At 73.9% G+C, this 26519-nt stretch carries 26 protein-coding genes; 21 read left to right on the top strand and 5 right to left on the bottom strand.

Annotation, left to right across the window (positions count from 1 at the left end):
* The first annotated feature begins 34 nt into the window (after positions 1-34).
* The 9 genes from FHS13_RS08600 (at position 35) to FHS13_RS08560 (ending at position 7568) form a co-directional block, all read left to right on the top strand.
* The gene (locus tag FHS13_RS08600) at positions 35-1012 is read left to right on the top strand and encodes a gluconeogenesis factor YvcK family protein (protein ID WP_184290170.1); all 978 of its coding nucleotides are present in this window, start codon (positions 35-37) and stop codon (positions 1010-1012) included.
* A gap of 34 nt (positions 1013-1046) precedes the next feature.
* The gene (locus FHS13_RS08595; protein ID WP_184290168.1) at positions 1047-1448 is read left to right on the top strand and encodes a DUF488 domain-containing protein; all 402 of its coding nucleotides are present in this window, start codon (positions 1047-1049) and stop codon (positions 1446-1448) included.
* Positions 1449-1644: 196 nt separating this feature from the next.
* Positions 1645-2625, top strand: coding sequence for a DNA-binding protein WhiA (whiA, locus tag FHS13_RS08590; protein ID WP_184290166.1), 981 nt, complete (start codon positions 1645-1647; stop codon positions 2623-2625).
* A gap of 355 nt (positions 2626-2980) precedes the next feature.
* Positions 2981-3985: a type I glyceraldehyde-3-phosphate dehydrogenase gene (gene gap / locus FHS13_RS08585; protein WP_184290164.1), complete on the top strand. Its 1005-nt coding sequence runs from the start codon at positions 2981-2983 to the stop codon at positions 3983-3985.
* Positions 3986-4110: 125 nt separating this feature from the next.
* Positions 4111-5295 carry a phosphoglycerate kinase gene (locus tag FHS13_RS08580; RefSeq protein WP_184290161.1) on the top strand — a complete coding sequence of 395 codons (1185 nt, stop codon included), beginning with the start codon at positions 4111-4113 and terminating at the stop codon, positions 5293-5295.
* 45 nt (positions 5296-5340) lie between these two features.
* On the top strand, positions 5341-6120 hold the full coding sequence (gene tpiA / locus FHS13_RS08575; protein ID WP_184290160.1) for a triose-phosphate isomerase: 780 nt from the start codon (positions 5341-5343) through the stop codon (positions 6118-6120).
* 469 nt (positions 6121-6589) lie between these two features.
* A complete protein-coding gene (gene secG / locus FHS13_RS08570) occupies positions 6590-6826 on the top strand; it encodes a preprotein translocase subunit SecG (protein ID WP_184290283.1) in 237 nt (78 codons plus the stop codon).
* A 77-nt stretch (positions 6827-6903) separates the two neighbouring features.
* On the top strand, positions 6904-7272 hold the full coding sequence (locus FHS13_RS08565; RefSeq protein WP_184290158.1) for an RNA polymerase-binding protein RbpA: 369 nt from the start codon (positions 6904-6906) through the stop codon (positions 7270-7272).
* 149 nt (positions 7273-7421) lie between these two features.
* Positions 7422-7568, top strand: a complete 147-nt coding sequence (locus tag FHS13_RS08560; RefSeq protein WP_184290294.1) for a hypothetical protein — start codon at positions 7422-7424, stop codon at positions 7566-7568.
* Here the strand turns inward: FHS13_RS08560 and FHS13_RS08555 are convergent.
* Positions 7547-7819, bottom strand: a complete 273-nt coding sequence (locus FHS13_RS08555) for a hypothetical protein (RefSeq protein ID WP_184290156.1) — start codon at positions 7817-7819, stop codon at positions 7547-7549. The genes FHS13_RS08560 and FHS13_RS08555 overlap by 22 nt on opposite strands.
* A 114-nt stretch (positions 7820-7933) precedes the next feature.
* Here FHS13_RS08555 and FHS13_RS08550 point away from each other — a divergent pair, with 114 nt between their 5' ends.
* Positions 7934-8626, top strand: coding sequence for a hypothetical protein (locus tag FHS13_RS08550; RefSeq protein ID WP_184290154.1), 693 nt, complete (start codon positions 7934-7936; stop codon positions 8624-8626).
* Here FHS13_RS08550 and FHS13_RS08545 read toward each other — a convergent pair.
* Positions 8550-9365, bottom strand: coding sequence for an IclR family transcriptional regulator (locus FHS13_RS08545; RefSeq protein ID WP_184290152.1), 816 nt, complete (start codon positions 9363-9365; stop codon positions 8550-8552). The two genes, FHS13_RS08550 and FHS13_RS08545, sit on opposite strands and share 77 nt — an antisense overlap.
* 223 nt (positions 9366-9588) lie before the next feature.
* On the opposite strand from FHS13_RS08545, the gene hutH reads away from it, so the two are divergent.
* The 5 genes from hutH to hutI are packed head-to-tail and all read left to right on the top strand — an operon-like array spanning position 9589 to position 16674.
* Complete coding sequence (gene hutH / locus FHS13_RS08540; RefSeq protein ID WP_184290150.1) at positions 9589-11136, top strand: histidine ammonia-lyase; 1548 nt, start codon at positions 9589-9591, stop codon at positions 11134-11136.
* Between the two features lie 31 nt (positions 11137-11167).
* Positions 11168-12829 (top strand): urocanate hydratase, encoded by a 1662-nt coding sequence (hutU, locus tag FHS13_RS08535; RefSeq protein WP_184290148.1) that lies wholly within the window; start codon positions 11168-11170, stop codon positions 12827-12829.
* 52 nt (positions 12830-12881) lie between these two features.
* A complete protein-coding gene (locus FHS13_RS08530) occupies positions 12882-14102 on the top strand; it encodes an allantoate amidohydrolase (RefSeq protein ID WP_221442588.1) in 1221 nt (406 codons plus the stop codon).
* Positions 14099-15448: a formimidoylglutamate deiminase gene (locus tag FHS13_RS08525; RefSeq protein ID WP_184290144.1), complete on the top strand. Its 1350-nt coding sequence runs from the start codon at positions 14099-14101 to the stop codon at positions 15446-15448. Before FHS13_RS08530 ends, FHS13_RS08525 begins: the two co-directional genes overlap by 4 nt.
* Entirely contained in the window at positions 15445-16674 is a 1230-nt protein-coding gene (hutI, locus tag FHS13_RS08520) for an imidazolonepropionase (RefSeq protein WP_184290142.1), read from the top strand. Before FHS13_RS08525 ends, hutI begins: the two co-directional genes overlap by 4 nt.
* A gap of 76 nt (positions 16675-16750) precedes the next feature.
* Here hutI and FHS13_RS08515 read toward each other — a convergent pair whose 3' ends face one another.
* Positions 16751-17023 carry a hypothetical protein gene (locus FHS13_RS08515; protein ID WP_184290140.1) on the bottom strand — a complete coding sequence of 91 codons (273 nt, stop codon included), beginning with the start codon at positions 17021-17023 and terminating at the stop codon, positions 16751-16753.
* A 464-nt stretch (positions 17024-17487) separates the two neighbouring features.
* Here FHS13_RS08515 and FHS13_RS08510 point away from each other — a divergent pair, with 464 nt between their 5' ends.
* Both FHS13_RS08510 and FHS13_RS08505 read left to right on the top strand, forming a co-directional pair.
* Positions 17488-17967 carry a DUF485 domain-containing protein gene (locus FHS13_RS08510; protein WP_343064951.1) on the top strand — a complete coding sequence of 160 codons (480 nt, stop codon included), beginning with the start codon at positions 17488-17490 and terminating at the stop codon, positions 17965-17967.
* Between the two features lie 53 nt (positions 17968-18020).
* On the top strand, positions 18021-19730 hold the full coding sequence (locus tag FHS13_RS08505) for a solute symporter family protein (RefSeq protein ID WP_425491165.1): 1710 nt from the start codon (positions 18021-18023) through the stop codon (positions 19728-19730).
* A 35-nt stretch (positions 19731-19765) separates the two neighbouring features.
* Here FHS13_RS08505 and FHS13_RS08500 read toward each other — a convergent pair whose 3' ends face one another.
* Complete coding sequence (locus FHS13_RS08500) at positions 19766-20782, bottom strand: hypothetical protein (RefSeq protein WP_184290138.1); 1017 nt, start codon at positions 20780-20782, stop codon at positions 19766-19768.
* Positions 20783-20955: 173 nt separating this feature from the next.
* On the opposite strand from FHS13_RS08500, the gene FHS13_RS08495 reads away from it, so the two are divergent.
* Positions 20956-21861 carry a CRISPR system precrRNA processing endoribonuclease RAMP protein Cas6 gene (locus FHS13_RS08495; RefSeq protein ID WP_184290136.1) on the top strand — a complete coding sequence of 302 codons (906 nt, stop codon included), beginning with the start codon at positions 20956-20958 and terminating at the stop codon, positions 21859-21861.
* A gap of 72 nt (positions 21862-21933) precedes the next feature.
* Here the strand turns inward: FHS13_RS08495 and FHS13_RS08490 are convergent, their stop codons facing one another.
* Positions 21934-22092, bottom strand: a complete 159-nt coding sequence (locus tag FHS13_RS08490; protein WP_184290134.1) for a hypothetical protein — start codon at positions 22090-22092, stop codon at positions 21934-21936.
* Between the two features lie 178 nt (positions 22093-22270).
* Here FHS13_RS08490 and FHS13_RS08485 point away from each other — a divergent pair, with 178 nt between their 5' ends.
* The 3 genes from FHS13_RS08485 to FHS13_RS08475 are packed head-to-tail and all read left to right on the top strand — an operon-like array spanning position 22271 to position 26519.
* Positions 22271-24109, top strand: coding sequence for a hypothetical protein (locus tag FHS13_RS08485; protein WP_246404834.1), 1839 nt, complete (start codon positions 22271-22273; stop codon positions 24107-24109).
* On the top strand, positions 24106-24792 hold the full coding sequence (locus tag FHS13_RS08480) for an RAMP superfamily CRISPR-associated protein (protein ID WP_184290132.1): 687 nt from the start codon (positions 24106-24108) through the stop codon (positions 24790-24792). The genes FHS13_RS08485 and FHS13_RS08480 overlap by 4 nt, the downstream gene beginning before the upstream one ends.
* The gene (locus tag FHS13_RS08475) at positions 24774-26519 is read left to right on the top strand and encodes a hypothetical protein (RefSeq protein ID WP_184290130.1); all 1746 of its coding nucleotides are present in this window, start codon (positions 24774-24776) and stop codon (positions 26517-26519) included. The genes FHS13_RS08480 and FHS13_RS08475 overlap by 19 nt, the downstream gene beginning before the upstream one ends.

The following is a 26519-nucleotide window of genomic DNA, read 5'->3' as shown; positions in this document are numbered from 1 at the left end:
TGCCGCACACAGGACGAGGGGACAGTCCACAGCCATGGCGAAGAGCACCGCAGCGGACGGGGAGGGACAGCGCCCGCCACGGGTGGTCGCGCTGGGCGGCGGGCACGGCCTGTACGCCTCGCTGTCCGCCCTGCGCAGGGTGACCACCGACGTGACGGCGGTCGTCACGGTCGCCGACGACGGCGGATCCAGCGGCCGGCTCCGCCGGGAACTCGGGGTGCTGCCGCCCGGTGATCTGCGGATGGCCCTGGCCGCTCTGTGCGGCGACGACGAGTGGGGGCACACCTGGACCCAGGTCCTGCAGCATCGCTTCCGGTCGGAGGGGGAGCTGCACGGCCATGCCGTCGGCAACCTGCTCATCGTGGCCCTGTGGGAGCTGCTGGGGGACTCCGTGGCCGGGCTGGACTGGGTCGGCCAACTGCTCGGCGCGCACGGCAGGGTGCTGCCGATGTCGTCGGTGCCGCTGGACATCTCGGCCGAGGTCGCCGGGGTCGATCCGGAAAGGCCCGATGACGTGACGACCATCCGCGGCCAGGTCGCCTGCGCCGCCACCCGGGGCCGGGTGCGCTCCGTCTCGCTCGTCCCCGAGGAACCGCCCGCCAGCCCCCAGGCGGTCAAGGCGGTACGCGAGGCCGACTGGGTCGTGTTCGGGCCCGGCTCCTGGTTCACCAGTGTGCTGCCGCACCTGCTCGTGCCCGATCTCGCCCACGCCCTGGTCACCACCCGGGCCCGGCGCATGGTGACGCTCAACCTCTCCCCCCAGCGGGGGGAGACCGACGGCTTCCGCCCCGAGACCTACCTGGAGGTCCTGCGCGAGCACGCGCCCGAACTGGGTGTGGACGTCGTGCTGGCCGACCGGAGCACGGTGGAGGATCCCGAACCGCTGCGGGACGCGGCCAAGGAGCTGGGCGGCTCCCTGGTGCTGGACGACCTGGCCCGGGGCGACGGGACCCCGCGCCACGACCACGACCGGCTCGCGGCGGCCTTCGAGAGGATCCTGGCGGAGGGCTGAGGTTCGACCGCCTCTTCTCGGGAACATCCGTCCCATGAGTCACACGGTGCATGTGGAACGCGTCTACGACGAGGTGCGCAGGCGGGAGGGTTCCCGGGGGAGCGGTCCGCCGGGGCCCCGTTTCCTGGTCGACCGCGTCTGGCCGCGCGGTGTGCGAAAGGACACCCTGGAGGGCGTGGAATGGGTCAGGGAGGCCGCGCCCAGCAGTGAACTGCGCGCGTGGTTCGGCCACGATCCCCGGCGCTTCGAGGAGTTCGCCGAACGCTATCGGGCCGAACTCGACGCGCGTCCCGAGGGCCTCGAACCCCTGTTGGCGGCGGGTCGCGAGGGCCCGTTCACCCTGCTCTACGCGGCGAAGGACACCGAGCACAACCATGCGGTCGTCCTGTGCGCCTACCTGGAGGAGGCACTGGCCGGCGGGAACGGGGGCAATTGACCATGCACCGGCACGAAGTACTCCGTGGTTTGGAGGAAGCCGGACGGGGAACACGCAACACGCCGTCGATGGGTCGGCACAGAGCGTCCCGTGACGTAGTCTGCCACGAAGGAAGCCGCTCGTGGCGGAGCCGCGGGACGAACGCCGCGGCCGGGCGCGCGGCGCCGGTCCGGGTTGACGAGGGGGGAGCGCAGCGATGGCGATGACCAGCGTGGTGAAGGACGAGTTGAGCCGTCTGGCGATTCTCAAGCCATGCTGCCGCAAGGCGGAGGTGTCCACCATCCTGCGGTTCACCGGCGGCCTCCACCTGGTGGGCGGCCGGATCGTGATCGAGGCCGAGCTCGACACCGGGGCGGCGGCGCGCCGTCTGCGCAAGGACATCTCGGAGGTGTTCGGCCACGAGTCCGAGGTGGTCGTGCTCTCCCCGAGCGGATTGCGCAAGGGCAACCGGTACGTGGTGCGGGTGATCAAGGACGGCGAGTCCCTGGCCCGGCAGACGGGCCTGGTGGACAACAACGGCCGTCCCGTACGCGGCCTGCCCCGCCACGTGGTGGCGGGTGGGGCCTGCGACTCCGAGTCGGCCTGGCGCGGTGCCTTCATCGCGCACGGTTCGCTCACCGAGCCGGGCCGGTCGATGTCGCTGGAGGTCACCTGCCCGGGCCCGGAGGCGGCGCTGGCCCTGGTGGGCGCGGCCCGCAGGCTCAAGGTGCACGCCAAGGCCCGCGAGGTGCGCGGCGTCGACCGGGTGGTCGTGCGCGACGGCGACTCCATCGGCGCCCTGCTGACGCTGCTGGGCGCCCACCAGAGCGTTCTGGCCTGGGAGGAGCGCCGGATGCGCCGCGAGGTGCGTGCCACCGCCAACCGCCTGGCCAATTTCGACGACGCCAACCTGCGCCGCAGCGCCCGTGCCGCCGTTGCCGCGGGCGCCCGGGTGGAGCGGGCCCTGGAGATCCTGGGAGAGGACGCGCCCGAGCACCTGGTGGCGGCGGGCAAGCTGCGCCTGGCGCACAAGCAGGCGTCCCTGGAGGAGCTGGGCCAGCTGTCGGTGCCCCCGCTGACCAAGGACGCCATCGCGGGACGCATCCGCAGGCTGCTGGCCATGGCGGACAAGCGCGCGGCCGACCTGGGCATCGAGGGGACCGAGGCCAACCTCACGCCGGACATGCTGGTCCCGTGACCGTCCCTTTCCGGAAACGGGGCGGACGGAAGGCGTGTGAAGGCGTTCGGCGGAGCCGCGGCGCGGGTGTTCGGCTTTGTTAACAGCGCAAACTCCTGGATAACTTCGGAAAATGGTATAGACCTCTTCGGCCGGTGGTGCCAGGATGGTCGCGAATCCGCAAGAGCGCGGAGACACTCTGATCCGTGGGGTGGCAACGGCCTCTCCCCGGTGCTCCGCTAGGCTCTTGCGCAAACACCTGTTGTGCGTCGAGCCTGCTCACAGAGGTCCACCCGGTGCATGTCGGGGAACGCCGGCGCGAACCGGGCGGAATGCGCAGGTGAAAATGAGTGCGATATATGAGGGGATTGGTTCCGTGACCATCCGTGTAGGCGTCAACGGCTTCGGTCGGATCGGCCGCAATTTCTGGCGTGCGGTCGCCGCTGGCGGCAGCGACATCGAAATCGTCGCGGTCAACGACCTCACCGACACCAAGACGCTCGCGCACCTGCTCAAGTACGACACCGTGCTGGGGACCCTCGAGGGCGATGTCGAGGTCGGCGAGGGCTACATCCGCGTCGGCAGCCAGGAGATCAAGGTCCTCGCCGAGCGCGACCCGGCCCAGCTCCCCTGGTCGGACCTGAACGTCGACGTCGTCATCGAGTCGACCGGCCGCTTCACCAAGGCCGAGGACGCCAAGAAGCACATCTCCGCCGGCGCCAAGAAGGTCATCATCTCCGCTCCCGCCAAGGGCGAGGACCTGACCGTCGTCATGGGCGTCAACGACGACAAGTACGACGCGGCCGAGCACCACGTCATCTCCAACGCCTCCTGCACCACCAACTGCGTGGCGCCCATGGCGAAGGTGCTCCTCGACAACTTCGGCATCGAGCGCGGTCTGATGACCACGGTCCACGCCTACACCAACGACCAGGTCATCCTGGACTTCCCGCACTCGGACCTGCGCCGCGCCCGCGCCGCCGCGCAGAACATCATCCCGACCACCACCGGTGCCGCCAAGGCCACCGCCCTGGTCATCCCCGAGCTGCAGGGCAAGCTCGACGGCATGGCCATGCGCGTCCCCGTCCCGGACGGCTCGGTGACCGACCTGGTCGTCACCCTGGAGCGCGAGGTCACCAAGGACGAGGTCAACGCCGCGTTCAAGGCCGCTGCCGAGGGCCCGCTCAAGAACGTGCTGGTCTACACGGAGGACCCGATCGTCTCCTCCGACATCGTCGGCACCTCGCCCTCCTGCACCTTCGACTCCAGCCTGACCATGTCCTTCGGCAAGCAGGTCAAGATCGTCGGCTGGTACGACAACGAGTGGGGCTACTCCAACCGCCTGGTCGACCTGGCCAAGCTGGTCGGCACCGGCCTGTAGGCCTCGGCCGCCCCGCGTGACACGGCACCCCTTCGCCCGCAGTGCGCGCGAGGGGGTGCCCTCGTGAGCGCACACCCCCGGCGCGGCCGGGGCAGACAGACCCACTTACGAACGAGGAGACCAGCATGCGGACGATCGACGACCTCGACGTCTCCGGCAAGCGCGTGTTCGTCCGGGCCGACCTGAACGTCCCCCTGGACGGGGAGCGGATCACCGACGACGGGCGCATCCGCGCCGCCCTGCCGACGATCGGCAGACTTCGCGAACGCGGCGCCCGCGTCATCGTCGCCGCCCACCTGGGCCGCCCCAAGGGCGCCCCGGACCCCCGCTACTCCCTGCGCCCCGTCGCCGCGCGCCTCGGCGAGCTGCTCGGCACCGAGGTCGCCTTCGCCGCCGACACCGCCGGCGAGTCCGCGCGCGCCGTCACCTCCGCCCTGGCCGACGGAGAGGTCGCGCTGCTGGAGAACGTGCGCTTCGAGCCCGGCGAGACCAGCAAGGACGACGCCGAGCGCGGCGAGCTCGCCGACCGCTTCGCGGCTCTGGCCGACCTCTACGTCGGTGACGCCTTCGGCGCGGTGCACCGCAGGCACGCGAGCGTCTACGACCTGCCCGGCAAGCTCCCGCACGCCGTCGGCGGCCTGGTGCTGACCGAGGTCGACGTCCTCAGGAAGCTCACCTCCGAGCCCCGGCGGCCCTACGCCGTGGTGCTCGGCGGATCCAAGGTCTCCGACAAGCTCGGCGTCATCGACAACCTCCTGGGTACCGCGGACCGTCTGCTCATCGGCGGCGGCATGGTGTTCACCTTCCTCAAGGCCAAGGGCCACGAGGTCGGCACCAGCCTGCTGGAGGCCGACCAGCTCGACACGGTCAGGGGCTACCTGGAGCGCGCCGAGCGCGAGGGCGTGGAGATCGTCCTGCCCGTCGACGTCGTGGCCGCCGAGAAGTTCGCCGCCGACGCCGCGCACGCCCCGGTGGACGTGGCGGAGATCCCGGCCGACCGCATGGGCCTGGACATCGGCCCCCGCAGCCAGGAGCTCTTCGCCCAGAAGCTGGCCGACGCCCGGACGGTGTTCTGGAACGGCCCCATGGGCGTGTTCGAGATGGAGCCCTATGCCGGCGGCACCCGCGCCCTGGCCCAGGCCCTCATCGACTCGGGCGCCTTCACCGTCGTCGGGGGCGGTGACTCCGCGGCCGCGGTGCGCGCTCTCGGCTTCGACGAGAACGCCTTCGGCCACATCTCCACCGGCGGCGGCGCCAGCCTGGAGTACCTGGAGGGCAAGACCCTCCCGGGTATCGCCGCGCTGGACTGAAGACTCCTCGACCTCCGCTCCGACCACGCACAGGGAAGTGACGACATGGCCCAGCGCCTGCCGCTGATCGCGGGCAACTGGAAGATGAACAACAACCACCTCGAGGCGATCGCGCTCGTCCAGAAACTCGCGTTCGCGCTCGACGCCAAGGACCACGACAGGACCGAGGTCGTGGTCCTGCCCCCCTTCACCGACATCCGCAGCGTGCAGACGCTGGTCGACGGGGACAAGCTCAAGATCAAGTACGGCGCCCAGGACATCTCGGCGCACGACAAGGGTGCCTACACCGGCGAGATCTCCGGCGCGATGCTGGCCAAGCTCGACTGCGAGTACGTCCTGGTGGGCCACTCCGAGCGGCGCGAGTACCACGCCGAGGACGACGCCCTGGTCAACGCCAAGGTCAAGGCCGCCTTCAAGAACGGCATCGTGCCGATCCTGTGCGTGGGCGAGGGGCTGGAGGTACGCAAGGCCGGGCGGCAGGTCGAACACGTGCTCGCCCAGCTCGACGGCGCGCTCAAGGAGATCCCCGCCGAGCAGGCCGAGCGCATCGTCGTCGCCTACGAGCCCGTGTGGGCCATCGGCACCGGCGAGGTCGCCACCCCGGCCGATGCCCAGGAGGTGTGCTCGGCCGTCCGCGCGCGCCTGGCCGAGCTGTACTCGTCCGAGGTGGCCGACAAGGTCCGCGTGCTCTACGGCGGCTCGGTCAAGGGCGACAACGCCCCGGGCATCATGGCGGAGAAGGACGTCGACGGCGCCCTTGTCGGCGGTGCCTGCCTGAAGGCCGACGAGTTCGTCAAGGTCATCCGCTACAGCGAGAACGGCTAGGCCCTGCTTTTTGGACGCCCTCGCCGCAGCGGCGGGCCGATGCCCCGGCGAACGGCCGGCCAGGTGTCCCCTCGCACGGCGGGGAGCGCGGTCCGGCCCGATGACCGGCCGCGCAAGCTCCTCCGGTGCGGCAGGGGGCGTCCGCCGGCCGTGTGACGACCGGAGAACCGGGAGCCCCCGGCGGGCAGCCGCTGGACGGGCTCCCGCGGACCCCTCCCGTCGCACTCCGTTGCCCAACGGTGACGGGCAGGGCGCCCGACAGGTCCCCTGCTCGGGCTAAACTGCACCATGGGGTACCGTGTCTCGCGGTTTCCCCGCCCGTGTCGCCTAGGGACACGGTAAAATCCGAAAATGTCCCCGGTCTCCTCCTCCCCGCCACCGGATCGGCCCCTGGCAGCCGGTGCGTCAGGGCTGGTGGGGCCGAGGTGTCCATCCCCCCGAATGCGGGGACGAGCTTACGGGTGTGCGTGTGATCCTCGGTCTGTCCATCTTCGTGATGCTCCTCAGCGTGCTGCTGATCCTCCTGGTGCTCATGCACAAGGGCAAGGGCGGCGGCCTCTCCGACATGTTCGGCGGCGGGGTCACGTCCTCGCTCGGCGGATCGTCGGTCGTCGAGCGCAACCTCGACCGCATGACCGTCGTGCTCGGCGTCATGTGGATCCTGGCCGTCGTCGTCCTCGGCCTGTTGATCAACCGGGGGATGTAGACCGCGGTCGCGGGGTGCCCCGTTCACAGTCAAGCTCGCCAGAGTGCCGGTGAGCGTGTTCGCCGAAGGAGTTTTTCGTGGGTAGTGGCAGTGCCATCCGTGGCAGCCGTGTCGGAGCCGGCCCTATGGGCGAGGCGGAGCGGGGCGAGGCCGCCCCCCGCGTCCGGGTTCCGTTCTACTGCGCGAACCTGCACGAGGTCGTGCCCAGCTTCGCGAGCGAGGCCCTCGTCCCCGACGAGTGGGACTGCCCGCGCTGCGGGTTCCCCGCGGGCAAGGACAAGGCGAACCCCCCGTCGCCTCCGCGTACCGAGCCGTACAAGACCCACCTGGCGTACGTGAAGGAGCGCCGCAGCGAGGAGGAGGGCAAGCTCATCCTGGACGAGGCCCTCGCCAAGCTGCGTGCCGACCGCGCCGCCGTCGAGGCGCACATGAGGGCCGCCAACTGACCCCTCCCAGGTCTTCTCCGCGGGGCCCGTCGCCGTGACGGGCCCCGCGTGTGCCCGGTCTCGGACGGCGGGCTTGGGAGCGATCCCATACATGAGTTAAGTGAAAAACTTTCTCATTCGCGGGACTGGTGTGGCGGGTGAGAAATACAGTGTTCGGCACAGACCCCCAACATCCCCTCAAGGAGATGGTGTCGATGTCCACGTGCCCCAACGGCGGTGACCACGACTGGATCCTCGGTGACGACCGCAAGTTCGAGTGCGCCAAGTGCGGAGCTCAGAGCGCGCGCCGACTCTGAGCACCGGGTCCGGGCTGCACGGTCCCGCGTCCGGCGAGCTCTCCCTTCCAGTCCGTGGCCCGCCAGGTCACCGGCTCGCCCAGCGCCTCGGCCACTCCCTTGGCCCAGCGCTCCAGCGGCTCGAACATCCCCGGCCCCTCCACCAGGACGGTCCGCCCCCGGTAGAGCATGCCGCCGATGACCACGACCTCGCCGCCGGCGCGCAGCTCGGTGTCGTACTCGTCGGTGCCCGGTCTCGTCGTCGGTCCCATGGACCGGACTCTAGCGCTCCCCGGTCGGGATGTCCGGAGTTCGGCGGCAGCCGGCGGGGGAGCGGGCCCGCCGACGGGCGCGCGGAGCGGCTCCGATTGGGGGACAATGGGGCCATGTCCTCCCCCGATCCCTCGGACGTCCCCGTGGTGCGGGGCGCCCCCTCCGACCTCTCCCAGCGGCCCGGCAGCGTCTCCTACCTGCGCAGGTACGTCAGCCTGCGCGGCCCCAGCACGAGGATGTGGATGGCGGCGGCCTACTTCTCGGCCGTCCTCACCCTGGGCTTCCTGGCCGTTCTCTGGTCCACCTTCCGGCACGTGCTGTACCAGGAGAGCACGCCCGGCTCGGTGACCCTGTGGGTGGCGGCATCCCTGGTGATGATGTTCGTCGGTCCCATGAGCAACGTGTACGTGATGCGGGGACTGCCCCAGCGCATCACCCGGCAGGGCATCAGCGCCGACAGCGACGGCATCACGGTGCTCCAGGAGCGCAAGTGGTGGTTCCCCGGTGAGGGCACCTTCATCGCCTGGCCCGAGATCCGCCGCATCCGCGAGGCGACCGTCGTGGCCCACCGCACGAACCACTTCATCGAGTTCGCGCTGGACACCCACCGCGTCCGGGCGGAACTGCCCTCCTGGGCCGAGAGTGCCGAGAGTCTCGGCCTGGAGGCCGATCCCGACGCGGCCACGCAGTTCTACGTCCAGGTACCCAAGGACCTCAAGGAGAAGATCCTCAAGATGGTGGAGCGTACGGCGCCTCTGCCGGGGATCGTGGAGCGCCTTCCCCGGCCGGAGGAGTCCGGCCGCTGAGCCTGCGGGTGAGGTCGGCGGCCGCGTCGCGCACGCGGGCCGCCAGCGCCCGGGGCGTGACCGGGCGGGCAGCGGGCACGGTGAGGCCGATCGAGGCCGCCGGGCGGCCGTTGTGGTCCAGGGCGGCCGCCGCCACGGAGACGAAGCCCTCGGTGACCTGGCCGTCCTCGATCGACCACCCCTGCCGCCCCTCCTCGGCCAGCACCCGGCGCAGTTCCGCCGGTGTGGCGGGCCCGCGCCCGGTGCGGGTGGTGAACGCCGCCGCGTCCGGGTACAGGGCGCGCACCTGTGCCCTCGGCAGCAGCGCCAGCATCGCCCGGCCCGAGGCGGTCAGGTGCGCGGGCAGCCGCACACCCACGGCGGTGACCAGCGGCGGCACGTGCGGCGGCTGCTCCTTGAGCAGGTAGAGGGTGTCCGCGCCGTGCAGCACGCCCAGATGCGCCGTGGCGCCGGTGGACTCGGTGAGCCGGCTCAGCAGCGGGCGCGCCAGCCGCTCCATGCCGTCGTGGCGGAGGTAGGCCGACCCGATCTCGAAGGCCGCCACGCCCAGCCCCCACCGCCGCTCCTCGGGCAGGTGGGTCACGAAACCCTCCTCGGCCATCGCCTCCAGCAGCTGGTAGACGCTCGACCGTGGGATGCCCAGCTCGGCGGCGGCCGCCGAGGCCGACACCGGACCCGGCCGGGTCGCCAGGAGGCGCAGCAGCCGCAGTGCGCGCGTCGCGGCGGGGACGAGGCTCATGTCCTCATTCTTCCACGGTGCCCGTTCGGATCCCCTTCGGCGAAGGAGCGCCGACACGGCGCCGAAGCGAAACCGGATCCAGCTGGACCGGAGCCGCACCGGCGCCGGGGCGCGAGATGCGGGCGGTCCGCCGAGCCGGGCCCCTGAGGCGGTGTCCGGGATGTCGGACAGAACTCCCGTGTCAGCGCTTTCGCGGAGGTGGCGTGCGGGATCCAATGGGGGCATGTCCACAGCAGTTTCGCCCGTCGTCGTGGGTGGTGCCCCTCTCACCCCCGCCCAGGTCCTCGCCGTCGCCCGCTCCGGGGCGTCCGTCACCCTCTCGGAGGACTCCCTCAAGGCCCTCCGGTGCGGCCGCGAGCGGGTCGAGGCGCTCGCGGCCGCACCGGACCCCGCCTACGGCGTCAGCACCGGGTTCGGGGCCTTGGCCACCCGCCACATCGCCCCCGGTTCGAGAGCCTCCCTCCAGCGCTCGCTGGTCCGCTCCCACGCCGCCGGGTCCGGCCCCGAGGTGGAGCGCGAGGTCGTGCGCGCCCTCATGCTGCTGCGCCTGCGCACCCTGGCCACGGGGAGCACCGGCGTGCGGCCCGCCACGGCGGAGACGCTCGCCGCTCTGCTCAACGCGCGGATCACCCCGGTCGTGCACGAGTACGGGAGCCTGGGCTGCTCCGGGGATCTGGCGCCCCTGTCCCACGTGGCGCTCGCCCTCATGGGGGAGGGCCGGGTGCGCGACGCCTCCGGCGGGTGCGTGCCCGCGGCGGAGGCCATGCGCGCGGCCGGGATCGCGCCCGTCGAGCTGGGCGCCAAGGAGGGCCTGGCGCTGATCAACGGCACCGACGGCATGCTCGGCATGCTCGTCCTGGCCTGTCAGGACCTGGAGCGGCTGCTCAGGACCGCCGACGTCACCGCCGCCATGAGCGTCGAGGCGCTGCTGGGCACCGACCGCGTGTTCGCCGAGGAGCTGCAGCGGCTGCGCCCCCACCCCGGCCAGGCCGCCTCCGCCGCCAATCTGCGTGCCCTCCTGGCCGACTCGCCGATCGTGGCCTCCCACCGCGGCCCCGACTGCAACCGGGTCCAGGACGCCTACTCGCTGCGCTGCGCGCCCCAGGTCGCCGGTGCCGCCCGCGACACCCTCGCCCATGCGCTGACCGTCGCCGGGCGCGAGCTCGACAGCGTCATCGACAACCCCGTCGTGCTCGACGACGGCAGGGTGGAGTCCAACGGCAACTTCCACGGTGCCCCGGTGGCCTATGTGCTCGACTTCCTGGCCATCGCGGCCGCCGACGTCGCCTCCATCGCCGAGCGCCGCACCGACCGCATGCTCGACGTGGCCCGCTCCCACGGCCTGCCGGCCTTCCTGGCCGACGACCCCGGGGTGGACTCGGGGCACATGATCGCCCAGTACACCCAGGCCGCGATCGTCTCCGAGCTCAAACGCCTGGCCGTGCCCGCCGCCGTCGACTCCATCCCGAGCTCGGCCATGCAGGAGGACCACGTCTCCATGGGGTGGGCGGCCGGGCGCAAGCTGCGCCGCGCCGTCGACGGCCTCACCAGTGTCCTCGCCGTCGAGCTGCTCACCGCCGCCCGGGCCCTGGACCTGCGGGCCCCGCTGGAGCCCGGACCCGCCACCGGCGCGGTCGTGCGCGCGCTGCGCGAGCACGTTCCGGGACCGGGTCCCGACCGCCACCTGGCCCCCGAGATCGCCGCCGCCGCGGCCCTCGTCGCCGACGGCACCGTCCTGGCCGCCGCCGAGTCCGTCGTTCCGCTCCTCTGAACCGCGTCTTCTCCCGAACCCGAGGAGGGTCATGCGTACCGTCCGTGCCGCACGCGGCACCGTCCTGTCCGCGAAGGGCTGGCCGCAGGAGGCCGCCCTGCGCATGTTCCACAACAACCTCGACCCCGAGGTGGCCGAGCACCCCGAGCGGCTGGTCGTCTACGGAGGCACCGGCAAGGCGGCCCGCGACTGGCCCAGCTTCGACCGCATCACCGCCTCGCTGCGCGACCTGGAGGGCGACGAGACCCTCCTCGTGCAGTCCGGGCGGCCCGTCGGCATCATGCGCACCCACGAGTGGGCGCCGCGGGTGCTCATCGCCAACGGCAACCTCGTGGGGGACTGGGCCACCTGGCCCGAGTTCCGGCGCCTGGAGGCGCTGGGCCTGACCATGTACGGGCAGATGACCGCCGGCTCGTGGATCTACATCGGTACGCAGGGCATCCTCCAGGGCACCTACGAGACCTTCGCCGCGGTGGCCGCCCGACTGAGCGGTGCGAACGGGAGCGGAGCGACCCTGGCCGGAACACTCACCCTCACCGCCGGGCTCGGCGGCATGGGCGGCGCCCAGCCGCTCGCCGTCACCATGAACGGCGGCGCGGCGATCGTGGTGGAGTGCGACGACAGCCGTATCCGCCGCCGCATCGCGCACGGCTACCTGGACGTGCGCGCAGACAGCCTCGACCACGCCCTCGCACTGGCGGAGAAGGCGCGCGCCGAACGCCGCCCGCTGTCGGTCGGGGTCCTGGGCAACGCCGCCGAGGTCTTTCCCGAAGTGCTCTCCCGGGGTGCCCCGGTCGACGTGGTCACCGACCAGACCTCCGCCCACGACCCGCTGTCCTACCTGCCCGCCGGGGTGGCTCCCGAGGACTGGCGGGAACTGGCCGCGGCCGATCCCGAGGCGTTCACGGAACGGGCGCGGGAGTCGATGGCCGCGCAGGTGGAGGCGATGGTCGGTTTCCAGGACGCGGGGGCCGAGGTCTTCGACTACGGCAACTCCATCCGCGACGAGGCACGCAAGGGAGGGTTCGGCCGCGCCTTCGACTTCCCCGGTTTCGTGCCCGCCTACATCCGCCCCCTGTTCTGCCAGGGGAAGGGGCCGTTCCGCTGGGCGGCCCTGTCGGGAGACCCCGCCGACATCGCCCGCACCGACAAGGCGGTGCTGGACCTGTTCCCCGACGACGACCACCTCGCCCGGTGGATCCGCCTGGCGGGGGAGAAGGTCGCCTTCCAGGGCCTGCCCGCCCGGATCTGCTGGCTGGGGCAGGGGAAGCGCGCCGCCGCCGGGCAGCGGTTCAACGAACTGGTCGCCTCGGGCGAGGTGTCGGCGCCCCTGGCCATCGGCCGCGACCACCTGGACACCGGTTCGGTGGCGTCCCCCTACCGGGAGACCGAGGGCATGCGGGACGGCTCCGACGCCATCGCCGACTGGCCGCTGCTCAATGCCCTGGTCACCACCGCCTCGGGTGCCTCCTGGGTGTCGGTCCACCACGGTGGCGGTGTCGGCATGGGCCGTTCCCTGCACGCGGGACAGGTCAGCGTCGCCGACGGCACCGAGCTCGCCGCGGCCAAGCTGGAGCGGGTGCTCACCAACGACCCCGCCACGGGCGTCCTGCGCCATGTGGACGCCGGTTACGAGGAGGCCGCCCGCGTCGCCGACGAGCACGGCCTCCGTGTTCCCATGCGCGAGCCCTGAGGAGGAAGCCGTGAAGGAGCACCCCGTCCCCGCCCCCGGTGACTTCGACCGCATGTGGGCCGAACTGGCCGCCGTCGGCCGCGGCGCCGAGGGCGGTTACCACCGCCACGCCTGGAACGGTGCCGACACCGAGGCCCGCGCCTGGTTCGTCCAGGAGGCCTGCGCGCGCGGCCTGGACGTGCGCACCGACCGCAACGGAAACCTGTGGGCGTGGTGGGGAGGGCCCGGGCCCGGCGCCGTCGCCACCGGGTCGCACCTGGACTCCGTTCCCTCCGGAGGGGCCTTCGACGGTCCCCTCGGGGTGGTCGGCGCCCTGGCCGCCGTGGACGAACTGCGCCGGCGCGGCGCAGCCCGGTCACGGCCGCTGGCCGTCGTGGTGTTCGCCGAGGAGGAGGGCGGCCGCTTCGGTCTGCCCTGCCTGGGCAGCCGCCTGACCGCCGGAGAGGTCTCCCCCGAGCGGGTGCGCGGTCTCACCGACGCCTCCGGCACCACGTGGGCACAGGCGATGGAGCGGGCCGGACTGGACCCGGAGGGCATCGGCCCGGACCCCGAGGCGCTGGCCCGGCTCGACGTGTTCGTCGAACTGCACGTGGAACAGGGGCGGGCCCTGGAGGACACCCCCCACCCGGTGGGAGTGGCCGGCACCATCTGGCCGCACGGGCGGTGGCGGCTGGACTTCACCGGTCGCGCCGACCATGCGGGGACCGCCCTCCTGGGCGGCCGCCGCGACCCGATGCTGCCCTTCGCCCGCACCGTCCTGGCCGCACGGGAACTGGCCGGGCGCCACGGCGCCCGCGCCACCGTCGCGCGGGTGGAGGTGGACCCCAACGGCACCAACGCCGTTCCCGCGCGCGTCACCGCCTGGCTGGACGCCCGCGCCGCGGACGGTGACGTGTTGGAGAAGGTCGTGGCGGGGGTGGGCGAGGCTGCGGAGGCCGCCGCCCGGGAGCACGGCGTCGCCTCCGCCGTGACCGGTGAGTCCCTCACCCCGCTGGTGGAGTTCCCCGAGGGTCTGCGCGACCGCCTGGCCGCCGTGGTCGCCGCGGCCGCGCCGACACCCCGTGTTCCGGTGCTGCCCACGGGGGCGGGGCACGACGCGGGTGTCCTGGCCGCGCACGTGCCCAGCGCGATGCTGTACGTGCGCAACCCCACCGGTGTCTCCCACTCGCCCCGCGAGTGGGCCCGGCCCGAGGACTGCCACGCCGGTGTCGCGGCCCTGGCCGACGTCCTGCAGGACCTGCTGGCCCGGCCGGTGGGGGAGGAGGCCCGGTGACCCGCTCCTACTGGTGCGCGTGGGCGTGGACGGGCAGCGGCGACGGCTCCCCCGAGCCGGGGGTGCTCCTGGAGACGCGGGGCGGGCGGATCTCCTCGGTCACCTCGTCCGTGCCGGCGCCCGCCGGTGCCGAGGTGCTCCCCGGCCTCACCCTGCCGGGGCTGGCCAACGCCCACTCGCATGCCTTCCACCGGGCCCTGCGCGGGCGCACCCACGCAGGCAGGGGATCGTTCTGGACCTGGCGCGAGGCGATGTACCGGGTCGCCGAGCGCCTCACCCCCGACTCCTGTCTGCGGTTGGCACGCGCCGTCTACGCCGAGATGGCCCTGGCCGGGGTGACATGCGTGGGCGAGTTCCACTACCTGCACCACGCCCCCGGCGGAACCCGCTACGACGACCCCAACACCATGGGCCGTGCCCTGGCCCGGGCCGCCGCCGACGCCGGGATCCGCCTCACCCTGCTGGACACCTGCTACCTGTCCGGCGGCCTGGAGGGCGGGGAGCACCTCCCCCTGGCCGGGCCGCAGCTGCGGTTCGGCGACGGCGACGCCGCGGAATGGGCCGAGCGGGTCGCCGCGCTCGGCGCGGTCGGAGAGCACGTGCGGGTGGGTGCCGCGGCCCATTCGGTACGGGCCGTCCCCTCCCGGCAGCTGCACGAGGTCGCCTCGTTCGCCGCAGGGAGGGGGGCTCCGCTGCACGTCCACGTCTCCGAGCAGCCCGCCGAGAACGCCGCCTGCCTGGCCGCCTACGGCCGCACCCCCGTGGCACTGCTGGCCGACGCGGGGGCGCTCACCCCCCGCAGCAGCCTCGTGCACGCCACCCATCTGACCGACGCCGACGTCGCCGACGTCCGTGCCGGCGGTGCCGGCGTGTGCCTGTGTCCCACGACCGAGCGGGACCTGGCCGACGGGCTGCCGCGCACCGGCGACCTGCGGCCCGCCCCGCTGAGCCTGGGCACCGACCAGCACGCGATGACCGACATGTTCGAGGAGGCCCGAGCGGTCGAGCTCCACGAGCGGCTGCGCACCCTGCGGCGCGGGACCCTGGGCACCGGGGACCTGCTCCGCGCCGCCACCGCCCACACCTCCCTGGGCTGGGAGCCGGGCGAGGCCGGGGTCCTGGCGGCCGGGGCCCGCGCCGACCTGGTCAACATCTCCCTCGACAGCCTCCGGCTGGCCGGGGCCGATCCGGCCCGGGCCACCGACGCCGTGGTCTTCGCGGCCACTTCCGCCGACGTGCGCCATGTCATGGCCGACGGGCGCTGGATCGTCCGGGACGGCGTCCACATGCTCCTGCCCGACGCCGCCCGGGACCTCGACACCGTGATCAAGGAGATCCTCAGTTGAGCACCGACAGCTCCGCCGTGCCCTCCAGCCTCCTCGTCGACGCGATCGGGACGCTGGTGACCAACGACCCCTCGCTCGGGCAGGGGGCCGTCGGGGAGATGTCCGACGCCGCCCTGGTCGTCGAGGACGGCCGGGTGGCCTGGTGCGGCCCCCGGGGCCGGGCGCCCGCCGCCGACGTGCGCGTGGACGCCGAGGGGCGCTGCGTCGTCCCCGGATTCGTCGACAGCCACTCCCACATCGTTTTCGCGGGTGACCGCAGCCGCGAGTTCGCCGCCCGGATGAGCGGGCGCCCGTACACGGCGGGAGGCATCCGGACCACGGTGGCCGCCACCCGCGCGGCCACCGACGCCGAACTGCTCGAAGGGGCCCGCCGCCTGGTCCGCGAGGCCCGCGCCCAGGGCACCACCACGCTGGAGGTCAAGTCCGGCTACGGCCTCACCGTCGACGACGAGGCGCGCAGCCTCTCCGTGGCGGCCCGGGTCACCGAGGAGACGACCTTCCTGGGTGCGCACGTGGTTCCCCCCGAGTACGCCGACGATCCGGCCGGCTACGTCGACCTGGTCACCGGTCCCATGCTGGAGGCCTGCGCGCCCCGGGCGCGGTGGATCGACGTCTTCTGCGAGCGCGGGGCCTTCGACGAGGACGCCGCGCGGCGGGTCCTCACCGCAGGAACGGCGCGCGGCCTGCTGCCGCGCGTGCACGGCAACCAGCTCGGCCCGGGGCCCGGGGTGCGCCTGGCGGTGGAGCTGGGCGCGGCCTCGGTCGACCACTGCACCTGCCTGTCGGCGGAGGACGTCGACGCCTTGGCCCAGGCGGCCCGGAGGCCCCGGCCGACCGTGGCCACCCTGCTGCCCGGCGTCGACTTCTCCACGCGCCGGCCCTATCCCGACGCCCGGGCGCTTCTCGACGCGGGTGCGGTCGTGGCCCTGGCGAGCGACTGCAACCCCGGTTCCTGCTTCACGTCGAGCCTGGCCTTCTGCATCGCCGTCGCGGTGCGGGACATGGGGATGACCCCTGACGAGGCGGTGTGGTCGGCCACGGCGGGCGGTGCCCGGGCGCTGCGCCGTACCGACGTGGGCCACCTCGCCCCGGGAGCACGTGCCGATCTGGTGCTCCTGGAGGCGCCCCACCACGTCTACCTCGCGTACCGGCCGGGGGTGCCCCAGGTGGCGGCGGTGTGGAAGGACGGGCAGCTCGTCGCGGGGGATCCCGGACACAGGGGGTGAGGGTGCCCGGCGTGCACACAAGAGCGCGGGGCCCGCGACCACCGTGTGGTCGCGGGCCCCGTTCCGGGACGGAGGGCTACTCGCCGCTCCCGGCGCCCTGCCCGGCGGGCGCGTCGGCCTTTCCGGCGGGCGCGTCGGCCTTCTTGGCGGCACGGCGCTTCTTCACCGGACGCGAGTAGTCGACGAGCGGCTCGAAGCGGCTCTCGTGCTCCTTGAAGCAGTCGGTGCAGGCGTCGACCTCGCGGACGGCACCCTCCCAGGCGAACTGGATGACCTCAGTCGCCTCGACCTTCTCCTCACGGACGGCGTGGGGATCGCAGTACTTGAGCGTGAAGACCTCGGTGACCACGGCGGGGAGTTCCCTTCGGTATTGCGTGAACAGTGCAGGACCCCATCAATCATACACATGTACGAACATGGAAAACCGGCATACACGGAGAGTTCCGCGTACGGGGTCCGGGGTCGCCCCGAAGCCTAGCGAAGACGCGGAGCGGATGCGCCCGCGCTCGTCCGCGTCCGCCCCGGTGACCAGGGGCTTCCGAAGGCGTCGGGCCGTGTGTCCCCGTGTGCCTGAAAGCGCGCGGGAAAGAGGGTGCGTAATTCCCCGATATCCATTTTGCCGGTTTTGGGCGTGTGGGTGTACGCGAAACAGCAGATGATTTGTGCATTTGATGAACACAGGTGTCTCCGCGTGGCTAGGGTGTTGCCCGTCCCGGTGTGCGAGGCCGTGACCGCGCCCGCGTGCGGAAGGCGGGGCCGGGGAAATGACGGACGCCCGGGGAGGCGTGTCCGCGGAGAGGAACGGGGAGTGCCGTGGTCGAGTACATGGAGGGCGCCCACAGAGAAAGCGCGGGGGAGCGCGACGCGGCGCCGGACCCGCACGGACCGCATGCGGCCGCGGCCCGCAGGCGCGCGCGGGAAAGCAGGGCCGACGCCTACGAGCGGCTGTCGGTCGATCCGCGCTTTGTCCGATTGCGAAGGCTATTCGCCGTCCACGCCGGTCTTCTCGTCCTGGCATTCATGCTCAGTTACATGTCCTATCTCCTGTTCTCCGCCTACGGGCGCGATTTCCTGGCGATCCGGGTCGTCGGACCTGTCAATGTCGCGCTCCTGGCGGGAATGGGCCAGTTCCTGGTCGTCTTCCTGCTCGCCTGGGGGTTCGAGCGTTTCTCCGCACGCTCCACCGACCTCCTCGCCGAGCAGGTCCGCGACCAGGCCCGCGGCGTCGGGTGTGCGGGCGCGCCGCACGCCCACCGCCGCGGTGGCCGGGACGTGACGGCGGAGGAGCTGTGACCTCCGCTCTCGCCCCGGCGGTGGGGGGCGGCGCCGCCACGGGAGGCGGCGCCGTGTCCCCCGACCCCGCCCAGGCCGCGAGCCTGGTGGGCGGCCCCGGCGCCGCCAACGCCTGGACCTTCGCCCTGTGCGCCCTGTTCGTCCTGGTCACCCTCGCCGTCACGGTCCGGGCCCGGCGCACCACCCGCGGCGCGGTCGACTACTACGCGGGCGGACGCGGGTTCTCCAGCACCCAGAACGGCCTCGCGCTCACCGGCGACTACCTGTCCGCGGCCTCGTTCCTGGGCATCGCCGGCATGATCTCCCTCCAGGGCTACGACGGCTTCCTGTACTCCGTCGGCTTCCTGGTGGCCTGGCTGCTGGTGCTGCCCATGGCCCAGCTGACGCGCAACACCGGCCGCTTCACCATGGCCGACCTGCCCGCGTTCCGCATGAGGCGCATGCGCGTGCGCCTGGCCTGCACCGTCTCCACCGTCACGGTGTGCGTGTTCTACCTCGTCGCGCAGATGGTCGGCGCGGGGGCGCTGGTCGCGGTTCTGCTGGGGCTGCACGACGGCGGCACCTTCCTGGGCATGGACGCCGGACAGGCCCGCACCGCGGCCATCGTGCTCGTCGGCGTGCTCATGATCGTCTACGTCATGTACGGCGGCATGAAGGCCGCCACCTGGCTGCAGATCATCAAGGCCGTCGTGCTGCTGGGCGCGACGGGGCTGCTCACCCTCCTGGTGCTGGCCGCCTTCTCCTTCGATCCGCTCGCCCTCCTGGACGCGGCGGCCGACGCGGGCGGGCACGGCCAGGCCTTTCTCGAACCGGGGCTGCGCTTCGGCACGGAGGTACCGGGGGACGCGGTGCGGACCCTGTACAACAAGCTCGACCTCGTCAGCCTGGGCCTGGCCCTGGTGCTGGGCACGACAGCCCTGCCGCACATCCTCATCCGCTTCTACACGGTGCCCGACGGACGTGCGGCGCGCTCCTCCGTCAACCGGACCATCCTCATGGTCGGCGCCTTCTACCTCATGACGCTCGCACTGGGCTTCGGCGCGGCCGCGCTCGTGGGACCGGAGCGGATCACCGACCTGGACCCCTCCGGGAACAGCGCCGTACCGCTGCTGGCCGAGGAACTGGGGCGGCTCGCCGCCGGACCGGCGGGAGCCGCGGTCCTGCTCGCGCTCATCTCCGCGGTCGCGCTGGCGACCATCCTCGCCGTGATCGCCAGTCTCACCCTGGCGTCCTCGTCCTCCATCGCCCACGACCTGTTCGGGCACGTGCTGATGTGGGGCAGGCCGCGCGAGTCGCAGGAGATGGGGGCGGCGCGCCTGTCGGCCTGCCTCGTGGGCGGGGCCGCCGTCGTCCTGGCGGTCGGGGCCCAGGAGATGAACGTGGCTTTCCTCGTGGGGCTGGCCTTCGCCATCGCGGCCGCCGCGAACCTCCCCGTCATCGTGCTCACCATGTTCTGGCGACGGTTCAACACCCGGGGCGTGGAGTGGGGCGTCTACGGCGGGCTGTCGGCGACCCTCCTCCTCATGCTGCTGTCGCCGGTGGTGTCGGGCAAGACCGACCCGGTGACCGGGGAGAACCTGTCGCTGCTGCCCGCATGGATCGACATCCAGCTCTTCCCCATGGAGAACCCGGCACTCGTGGCCGTGCCGATCGGTTTCCTGTGCGCGGTGGTCGGCAGCCTGCTCTCCTCCGAACGCGACAACGCGCTCTTCACGGAGTTGCGGGTGCGCTCCCTCACCGGGCTGGGGGCGGAGCGGGACTGACACCGGGGAGGAGGATGCCGGCACGCCCGACGGCCTCAGACACCGGGCGCGGCCCCGGCCATGGCGGCGGCCAGCTCGTGCAGCAGCTCGGGAACCTGCGGCGCGCTGCGGGCGATCCGCTCCCACGCCCCCGCCGCCCGGTCAAGCTGTTCCCGGACCGTCGGCTCGCCGGTGCCCAGCCGCGCGTTGCGTGCCTCCTCCCGGCGGAAGGAGGACCTGACCGCCCACATCGCGGCGGCGACGAACGGACGGAACACACCGCGGCCGCGCACGTCCAGCACCGCCTCCACCGACCAGCGGCCCTCGGCTGTGCGCACCGGGACCAGCCACCCCTCGACGCGGGCCAGGGCGTGGTCGGCGCTCAGCCGTACCGGGCGGTCGGCGCCCCCGCCCCCCGACAGGGCGGCGTACCAGGTGTCCAGGTCGGCGTGCGCCTCGGCCGAGGCCGAGCGCAGCCAGGCACCGCGGCCGGGCAGGCGCACCCTCACGGTCCACGTGAGCGTCCCCTCGGCGCCGTTGTGGACCACCGCGCCCCACGTCACCGGAGGCTCGGCCGACCCCGCGGTGTCGGGCATGACGTAGTCGACCGACGACACGCCCCGCTCGTCCCAGGCGGTGACCGTCACCCCCGTCCCGCTCCAGCCCTTGTCCGCGTCGTCGGCGGGGTCCACCGGAACCCCCTCGGGGGAGAGCTCGGCCACCAGGTAGCGGCTCCGCGGCTCCAGGTGGCGCCCTCGCTGGAGCTGGAGGGAAATCTTGGCCGCCTGCACCGCCAGCTCGTCCTCCTGCCCGGGGGCCACGTCCCCCTCCCGCAGCCGCTCCGCGGCCCGCTTCCGGTCCTGACGCAGCTGCTCGGCCTCCTCCCCGTCGACCAGACCCAGCTCGTCGGCGCGCCGGAGCAGGCGCTCCACCGACTCCTCGTCGGGGGTGAGCAGCCAGCCGCGGCCGTCGAACCGGCAGTTGCGGGCGACCTCGTGCAGGGCGGCGACGGTCCGGTCGACCACCTCCCGGTCCACGGGGGTGAGGTCGAAGGTGTGGCTCAGACGGGGCACGGTGTCTCCGGGGTCGGGTTTCGGGACGTGAGGACCAGCGTACGGGCTGCCCCGGCCGGAGCTCCGTCCGGACGCGGCGCACCGCGTCCGGGTATGCTCCCGTGGCTGTCCGCGAGAAGCCTGCCGGCGCACCCCGGTGCGGCCGGCGCCGCCGTGTGGAAGGGGAGTCGGCCGTGCCCGGACGCTGGACCGTGATCCTGCGCGACCTGGCGGACGCGGCCCGGCCGATCCGCCCGCAGGACTGCCACGGGCTGCTCAACCGGTGGTGGCCCCAGCCGGCCGGGGAGCACGCCCTGGCCAAGCCCTGGGCGATGAACGGGTGGCCCGAGCCGCTGGGCGACCGGATCCACCACTGGACCCTGTCCTGGCTGGGAGGGGACGCGCCGCCGCTGGACCCCGAGGAAGCGGTCGGCCGCGTGCAGCGCATCGGCGACCACCTGCTGGAACCGCTGTCGGTGACACGCACCTTCGACCGCGGCTACGCCGATCTCCTCGGCACCGCGGGCCGGCGCCGCCCCGCCCGCTCGGCGCGCCTGCACACCCGCACACCGGTGGTCACCACCGCGCGCGGTGCCGCGGGGGAGCACATTCCCCACGTGCTGCCAGGACCGCGCCGCCTCTTCGGTTCCGTGCACCGCTCGGGCGGGACGGTCGTCGGCGGCAGCGGCGCGGTGGGGGCGGTGGCGCGCTTCGCCCCGCCGCGCCTGGCGGAGCCCTGGCTCGACCTGGCCGCCGACGCGCTGGAGCGGGTGCGCCGCTCGCCGCTGGCGGGGGAGGAGCCGCGCACCGCCGAGTACCGCAGGGCGGGCAGCCTGACCGTGCCGGGCTGGCAGGGCGCCTTCCGGCTGGAACTGGCAACCGGGGACGGCCGCCACGCCGCGGCCTTCGCCGCGCTGCTGGAACTGGTGGAGCTGACCGGGATCGGCAGGTACACCGCGCAGGGTTTCGGGGCGGTGCGGGTGGACACGGTCACCCCGGAAGAGCCCGGCCGCCGGAAAGCCGCGCACCGGGCGCGCCCCGTCCGGCCGCGGCCCCACACCGTGACCGAGGAGGAATGCGGCGGGCTGCTCTTCGACTGAGGACCGCGTCGGCCGGCTCCCGCCCCCGTCCACGGGGCGGGAGCCGGCCGACGCGGGGCCGCGGGACGGGACTCAGGTGCGGCGGCCGCCCCGTTCGCGCAGGGAACGGGCCAGGCCGCGCAGGTGCGGGACGAGATCCTGGGCGGTCGGCTGCGGCAGCTCCGGCGCGGTCGCGCCGGAGCGGTCCGCCTCGCCGGGCCCGGTCTTGTCTTCCGTGAGCGGGGACACCATGGGAACCTCCGTACCTTGGGCGGTCCGTGCACTGTGCTCTCTCGGACAGCCCCGCGCCCTCCCGGAGCACCCGTCCGAGGCCGGGCGGGCGTGACCCGCGGGCGTCCGACTGGTAAGGGTGTTCTGGGGCCGGTGCCCGTCCGAGAGAGACCACCGGAGGCCCGCACGGGCACATGCCATGACCCCGCAGACCCGCGACGAGGAGCTCGACACGGTGACTTCTGTCCCCGAGCAGCAACGGTCCTCCGGAGGCGCCGCCGCCGGAGGACTCCCGTCCGGCGGTGTGGTGGTCGGTGTCGACCTCCGTGGGATCCAGGCCTATGTCTTCAGCGGCCGCCGCATCCTGGACGCGGTCGGCAGGGCCGCCCTGGTGGCCGAGCTGACCGACACCTCCGACACCGAGCACGGCATCGCCGACCTGGTGCCGACCGGCTGCGTCGTGCTGCGCGACGCGGGCGGGGCACTCACGGCGGTCCTGCCCGACCGCGACGCGGCCGTGGAGTTCACCGCCCGCTGCACCCGCCGCCTGCGCGAGCGCGCGGGCGACCTCACCCCCGTCGTGGCCCACGTCCCCTACGGTCCCGGCGGCGACGGGCCCGCCGGGGTGGACGAGGCGCTCGCGGAGCTGCCCGCGCGCCTGCGCGAGGCACGCAGGGGAATGTCGGTGCTCCACACGCCGGCGCACGGGTACGGGATCACCGCCGTGTGCTCGGTCGGCGGCGGCCCCGCCGAGGTGGTCGACCCCAGCCGCGTCCAGGACGGCCGGGCAGGGGTGCACGAGCGCGTGTCCGCCGACGTGGCCAGGGCGCGCGGGATCGGGCGCCGCTGGCACCGGGCCCACAGCGCCACCTGGCTGGCCGGGGCCGCCACCGCCTCAGGCCCGCTCCCGCTGGAACTGCCGATGGAACTGGACCGGCTCGGCCGCGACCACGGGGACCTCAGCCGTATCGCCGTCGTGCACATGGACGTCAACGGCCTGGGCGCGATCCTGGGCGACTACCGGGAACGAGCGGGCGACCCCGCGGTCCCGGGTTCGGGGGCTCTCGCCCAGCGCCGGCTCTCCACCCGCATCGCAGGACTCACCGAAGGGCTGGCCCGCGTGCTGGTACGCGCGGTGGCCGCCGCGGTGCACGTCGGGCCCGAGGGGCGGCCCGTCATCCCGGGCACGGGGGCGGCCGCCCCGGTCAGCCTGTACCACGATCCCCCCGGGCCGGTGCAGCTGCCCCTGCGGCCCGTCGTCGTGGCCGGGGACGACCTCACCGTCCTGTGCGACGCCCGCCTGGCCCTCAGCCTGGTCCGCCACGCCCTCGACTGGCTGGACGCCGACCCCGAGGACATCGGTGACCCCCGCGACCCCCGTGTCGCCCTGCACAGGGCCCTGGCCGCCGTCCACGGCGGCGGGCGGAGCGCGGTCGGCCGCACCACATCCGTGCCCACGGTCGGGGTGGGCGTCGCCGTCCAGCCGGTGGGCTCCCCGCTGTCCCTGGGCCACGACCTGTGCGAGGCGATGTGCCGGATCGCCAAGCAGCACCGCACCGGCCTTCTCGAGGCCGGTGCGGCGGACGACCACGTCGTGGCCTGGACGACCCGCTTCGACGGTGTGGAACGGGTGCGGCGGCGCCTGGAGGCGGCCCGCGGCGGGGACCCGCCCCGGACCTGCCTGCCGCTGACCGGTGCCGGCCTCACCGACTTCCTCGGCCGCTACCTGTCGGCGACCGCCCCGGGCAGCCTCCTCGCGGGCGGCGCGACCCGCAACCGCGCCTGGTTGGTCTCCACCCTGGCCCCCCTCCTGGAGGCGGGGGCGGACCCCGAGCCCGAGCTGGCCCGCCGCGCCCGGGTGACCGGTGCCCCCGTCGACCTGCCGCGCGGCTGGACCCCCGGCGGCCTGCTCGACGCCGTCGGGGTGATGGACCTGTACCTGGATCCCGGGCTGGCGTCGGCGCTCGACCCGCGCCTGCCCCAACCGCAGGGGGACACCCGGGCCGGCGCCCCTCCGGCAGGGGGTGCGCGCGTGTGAGTGCCCCCGACCGCATCGTCGTTCGGCTGGCCTCGCCCGCGCTGTTCGTCGGGGCCAGTGCCGACGGCACGGGAGCCGACACGGACGTGGCCACCGACGAGTACGGCCTCCCCTATCTGCCCCGCCACCGCATCGCGGCCCGCCTGCGGGCGGGCGCCCGCCGCTCGGCGGCCGTCGCCCCGGACCTCACGGCGGCGGCCGACGAGGTGTTCGGACGCAGGCGGTCGCACGGACGCGACCGGATGCTGCGCCTGGGCCACGCCGTTCTGGGCGACCCCGTGCGCACGGCGGTCGCCCGCGCTCTGGAGGGGAGGCCCGAGCCGCTGCGCATCATCCTGCGCCGCGCGGTCACCGACGCCTACACCTCTCTGGAGTCGGGAACCGAGGTGGGCCGGAGCGGCGCCCCCGAACCGGGGCGACTGCGCACCAACCGTGTCCTGCTGCCGGGCCTGACCCTCACCTCCCTGCTCACATGGGCCGTTCCGCCGGGCGGGGAGCACTGGAGGATCCTGGCCCGTGCCTGTCTGGCCACCACCCAGATCGGCCTCAGGGCGAGCCGGGGCCGCGGCCGCGTCGACGTCCGCCTCGCCGTCCCCGGCGACGACCCGCACGCCACCACGCTGCGCCTGGCCGCCCCGCCCCGCTGCCGGAGGGGGGTGCACCCGTGGCCACCGCACAGGTGAGCGGCTATCTGCCGCTGCGCTACGTCCTCACCGACACGCTGGCCGTGCGCACCTCCTTCGACCCGCTGCGGACCGAGACCGAGCACAGCATCAGCGGTCGCGCCCAGCGCGGGATGCTCGCCGCCGCGCTCCGGCGCGCCGGACTGCTGCACGAGCTCCAGGAGTGGGTGGCGCGCGGCGAGCGGATCCGCTTCGCACCCGCCTACCCGCGCCTGGAGCACGGCCCGCGCCCGCTGACCGCCTATCCCCCGCCCGCCTACCTGTACACGCCGGGCAAGGATGCCGACGAGGCCGTCGACGTGTTCGGCCCCGCCGACCCCGCCGCGCCCTACCGTGCGGTCCGCGAGCCGGTCACCCTGGACCGCTCCCTGCGTGCCGACGTGCGCACCACCGCTGAGCAGTACCTCGGCCGCTCCCGCTCGGAGGAGGACCCCCGAGGGCTGCCGTTCCTCACCACCACCCTCGACCCCGGACAGGTCTTCGAGGCGCGCTGGCAGCTGCGCGCCCCCGCCCCCGACTCCCTGCACCGCCTCGCGGAACGGGTCACCGGGGTGCTCGCCGACGCCGACGGCACCCTCACCCTGGGCTCGGGCGGCACACGCGCCCACGGAGGTGTGCGCGTCGGACCCGCCGACCCCGGGGCCCTGCTCTCACCCGACCGCGCCGCCCCCGCGGGCCGCCGCCGCTGGCGGGCGGGAGAGCCCGTGGACCTCCTCCTGCTCTCCCCGGCCCTGCTGGTGGGCCGGGCCGGGCAGGCCGCCCCGGGAGACCTCGTCCCCGCGGTCCTGGACCTGCTGTCCCGCCGCCTGCCCGGCGTCCGCGCCGAGGTGGGGGCCGCCCATGTCGAGGCCGGTCTGGTGGGCGCCTACCACCGCGGTTACCGGGGGCCCATGGCCCAGCGCTGGACCGCGCTGCCGGGCGCCGTCGTACGCCTGCGCCTGGACCGCGAGCTGACCACCGAACAGGTACGCGACCTGGAGGCCCACCCTCTCGGGGAACGGGCCGTCGACGGGTACGGCCAGTTCACCCTCCTGGACCCGCCCCCGCCCGGACCGGCCCCCCTGCCGCCTCTGGCAGCCCCCCTGGCAGTGCGCACCCCTGCCGCCGGGGCGCCCGCGGACCCCGGCACCGACCCCCAGCTCGCCGACCTCCGGGACACCCTGCTGTGGAACGCCGCCGCGCCACCCGTGCGCGACCACGCCCGGACCCTGGCCCGGAGCTCGGCCCGCCGCCTCGCACCGCTCGGCCCCGGCCTCCTGGGCCGCCTCCGCGAGGCCGTCTCCGACCCCCGCCACACCCCGGGCGAGGCCCTGGACGCCCTGGCAGGGCTGTTGTGCTCCGATCAGGGGGCCGAAGACCGGAGCGGCCCGGAAACCCGCACGGTGCGCGCCCTCGCCCGGGCCCGCCTGGTCCGTCCCGGCCGGGCGCCCGTGTCCGTGCGCACGTGGCTGGAGGGGCTCTCCGAGGAGGGCGCCGCGGCCTGGTGGGAGGCCAACCGCCCCGACCCCGTCCGCAGCCCCGACTACCGCGACGCCGTTGCCGCCGTCGACCTGTCCCTGCCCGACGGCCGGGCGCCGCGCGCTCTGCCCGGCGGGCTCTCGGACCCGGCCCGCGACTGGGAGCGGCGTACCGCTCCGCGCCTGTGCCTGCTCCTGGTCTCCTCCTGGCTGGCGGAGGCCGCCGAGGCGCTGCGCGACCGCGCCGGGGGCGAAAGGGGACGGCGCTGA

This window comes from Nocardiopsis algeriensis (assembly GCF_014203695.1).
GTDB classification, from domain to species: domain Bacteria; phylum Actinomycetota; class Actinomycetes; order Streptosporangiales; family Streptosporangiaceae; genus Nocardiopsis; species Nocardiopsis algeriensis.
This window is presented reverse-complemented; position numbering and strand designations above follow the sequence as displayed.